At 59.5% G+C, this 3,408-nt stretch carries 3 protein-coding genes; all 3 read right to left on the bottom strand.

Translation table 11 applies throughout. From position 1 onward, the window contains the following. Positions 1–120: 120 nt before the first annotated feature. From HJC00_RS32255 to HJC00_RS32245, 3 genes are read right to left on the bottom strand one after another with little or no spacing between them, the layout of a single operon-like run. Positions 121–1,122 carry a tyrosine-type recombinase/integrase gene (locus tag HJC00_RS32255; RefSeq protein WP_138397173.1) on the bottom strand — a complete coding sequence of 334 codons (1,002 nt, stop codon included), beginning with the start codon at positions 1,120–1,122 and terminating at the stop codon, positions 121–123. Continuing rightward, on the bottom strand, positions 1,119–2,042 hold the full coding sequence (locus tag HJC00_RS32250; RefSeq protein WP_221165211.1) for a tyrosine-type recombinase/integrase: 924 nt from the start codon (positions 2,040–2,042) through the stop codon (positions 1,119–1,121). The genes HJC00_RS32255 and HJC00_RS32250 overlap by 4 nt, the downstream gene beginning before the upstream one ends. Further along, positions 2,039–3,280: a site-specific integrase gene (locus HJC00_RS32245; RefSeq protein ID WP_138397172.1), complete on the bottom strand. Its 1,242-nt coding sequence runs from the start codon at positions 3,278–3,280 to the stop codon at positions 2,039–2,041. Before HJC00_RS32245 ends, HJC00_RS32250 begins: the two co-directional genes overlap by 4 nt. Positions 3,281–3,408: the final 128 nt, after the last annotated feature.

Below are 3,408 nucleotides of genomic sequence, written 5' to 3'. Positions count from 1 at the left end.
GGCGGTTTATGCCGACCGTCGAACTATGCCGAACGCCTCTTTTGATGGGGACGCTACACCGTGCGTTCCCGGCCGGTTCGGCGGGTCGCCGTTGGTTGACACTCGGCATAGTTCTCATGCTCAGAGGGCGTTCAGGAATTCCAAAAGCCGGTCGCTTGGTCGAAACCGCTCGGCCTTGGCGCGTTCGTACGGCTTCAGCTTTGCGAGTGCAGATTCCTTCAGTTCGAGATGTGCATGAAGATAGGTCAACGTCGTTTCCATCGCTTCGTGGCCCAACCACAGGGCAATGACCGAGCAGTCGACGCCCGCCTGCAGTAACTCCATGGCAGCGGAGTGCCGTAAGACATGCGGCGACACCCGCTTTGAGCGAAGGGACTGGCAGTGCTCGCGCGCTTTGGCGACATATTTGTTCAGCAGTGCCTGCACGCCGTCGGCGCTGAGCCGGCCACCGTGCATGTTTGGAAAGAGAGTCGTTGCGCCTCGCTTCCCTGGTTCCTTGAGCCAATACCGGAGGGCTTGCTGGGCAACCTTTGTGAGCGGCGTACTTCGCTCTTTGCGGCCCTTGCCGATGCATTGCACATGCGCACCGCGGCCGAGCATTACCGAATCTCGGTCAAGGTCGATGATCTCCGAGACCCGAAGCCCGGTTTGGGCGGCCAGTAATAGCAGAGTGTAGTCGCGGCGTCCCAGCCACGTGCTTCGATCAGTGCAGTCCAGGATCGCTTCAATCTCGGGCCTGGTTAGAAACTGAAGTTGCCGCTTATCACATCGCTTGCTGGGGATCGCGAGCACACGCTGAATATGGGCGCTATGTGCCGGCTCCTCGAACGCTGCATATTGGAAGAAGGATCGGATGGCTGTAAGGCGGAGATTCCGGGTCCTCACCGAGGCGGATCTCTTTGTCTCAAGGTTCTCCAGGAATGCGCCGATGAAAGGAGCGTCTATATCCCGTAGTGTCAACTGAGATGGGGACCTCCCAAGGCGCGTCTGTGCGAACGCAAACAGGAGCCTGAAGGTGTCGCGGTAGGAGGCGATGGTGTTGGGACTGACACCTCGATGCTTCATGAGCCGATCTGTGAACCACCGCTCGATCAGCACGGCCAGGTCGTTCGTGCGTCTCATGACCGAGCCTCCCAGCGCTTATCCAATCGCCGGACGGCATGGTTCATCAGTTCCGGCGCGGCGGACAGATACCAGTAGGTGTCGCGAACATTGGCATGGCCGAGGAAGGTTGAGAGAACCGGCAGCTCGCGTTCCACATCTTCGCCAGCCCGATGCCAGTTGATCAGGGTCTGGACGGCGAAACGGTGGCGAAGATCATGAATCCGTGGACCATCTCGTTTCCCCTCCTGCCGTAATCCGATTTGCCGGGATAGTCGCCAGAACACGCGGTGCACGTATTGATGCAATAATCTGCCGCCCTGTTCGGCGACGAAGAAATAGGGACTACGAGGCGTACGAAGGTGTGCATCGCGTCGGGCGGCATAGTCCAACAATACAGCGACTGTCGTGGCATGCAGCGGCACCAGCCTTGTCTTGCCGAACTTTGTCTCGCGAATGGTGAGGACGCCCTGGTCGAGATCGACGTCGGCCCGGCGTAGGCCGAGCGCTTCGGAATGGCGCAGTCCGGCGACCGCTATCAGCCCGAACAGGCAGTGATATGTCCAGCGCCGCAGGGCGTTGGCCGGCGGCAACGACAGTGCTGCCGCCAGAAGCGCCTGAATCTCGACTTCACTATAGATGTAGGGCTTTGTGCGCCGTGCCGGCGGCACTGCGTCGCTCGGTGGCACTTCCGTCAGAGGATCGAAATGACTGAGGTGCTGGGCAAAGCAGCGCACATCAGCCAGTCGGATTGACCAACTCGGCTGCCGGCCCATCGAGGTGACCCACTCCATTGCCAGGTCCGCCGTAATGGTCTCGGCGCCGCGGGCCTCCATGAAAGCGACGAACCCCGACAATCGTTTTGCCGGACCGTCATATATGTATCCCAGCCCTTGGCGCATGCCGATGTAGCGCTCAAACGCGGTGCGAAGCCGGCTCATTGGACACCTCCCGGCCAGGGGAGGCTCAGTTCGCGCAACTTCTCAACATCGAGCTTGGCATAGATCCTTGTACTGTCGATGCTTCGATGGCGGAGCAGTTGACCGATCTCGGCAAAGCTGGCGCCCGACCGCAAAAGGTCGGTTGCAAGGCTGTGGCGGAAAAGATGGGCGCCGTGATGCGCATAGCCGTCAATGCCCGCCCGTTCGAGTGCCTGCTTTGCGATCATCGTGATGGCGCAGCCGGAGGCAAAACCCACATGCGGCGCAAGAGTTCGCAAGAAAACTCGCCGACACGCCGAAGCGGGGCGCCCATGCCGGATATAAGCCACGATCGCTGTTCCGACGTCGTGACGCAGCGGCATCGTTGCTTGTTGCCGCCCCTTTCCGTGTACGAGAATCGTGCCCGACTGCCAGTCGATATCGTCAAGATTGAGGGTCGCAACTTCGCTGGCGCGCAAGCCGAGCTTGGCGAGGATCATCAGAACCGCATAGTCCCGATGGCCCATTGCCGTCGTCCGATCGCAGGCATCGAGAACCTTCTGGACCTTCTCGGGCGGCAGGAATGTTGGAAGGCCGGCAAGTCGCCAGCGGCGGATGGACGGCACACAGTCAGCGAGCGGCGTCGAGATGAAACCCTTCAGATGCAAATAGCGCAAGAACGCACGCACAACTCCGCACATGGCTTTGCCACTGTCGGCGGAACCGTCAAGCGCATGTCGTTCGACATAGCCGATGACGATCTCCGGGGTGAGCGCTGCAAACTCGTCTGCGCCGGCCGGACAGATCTCCATCAGAAATCGATGCGACAGCAGCTTGTGACTTTCCACCGTTGAGGCTGCGAGCCCTCTCTCATTCGAGAGATAAGCTGCGAACATATCGACAATCTGCTCGTGCTCCGTGCGCTCAATCGGAACGGCGGCTGATATCAAACCTTCTTGCCGCAATGTAGAGAGTAAGCGGCGGAGAGCTGATCGGTCGCCCGCGTCAGGTCTCCAGTGTTTGAAACGGTGCTCGAAAAACCGACTAACGTGACCTTCGCTTAAATCCCGGGGCTCATGTCCGCTGCCAACATGCCAGTCCATCAGCTCTCGAAACAGGCTCAGCGATCGCCAGGTACATTGCCGACCCAAGCCTTCGTTCGACAACCTGGCGGCGTAAACTTGGGCAAACTTGCCATGCGGCCCGTGGATCAGCTTCCGATACAGCGTGCTGCGCTTCAAATAGTCACTTGCGTTCATAGGGCTCTCCTTTGCGTCAACTGCGACGGAGAGAGCCTAAGCTATGCCGATCCGGCTACTGCTTTGTCACGAAAAACGTTGGCATAAACCTGCTCGTTCGGCATAGTTCGACGGTCGGCATAAACCGC

The sequence above is a fragment of the Rhizobium sp. NLR22b genome (assembly GCF_019685295.1).
GTDB lineage: Bacteria > Pseudomonadota > Alphaproteobacteria > Rhizobiales > Rhizobiaceae > Rhizobium.
This window is presented reverse-complemented; position numbering and strand designations above follow the sequence as displayed.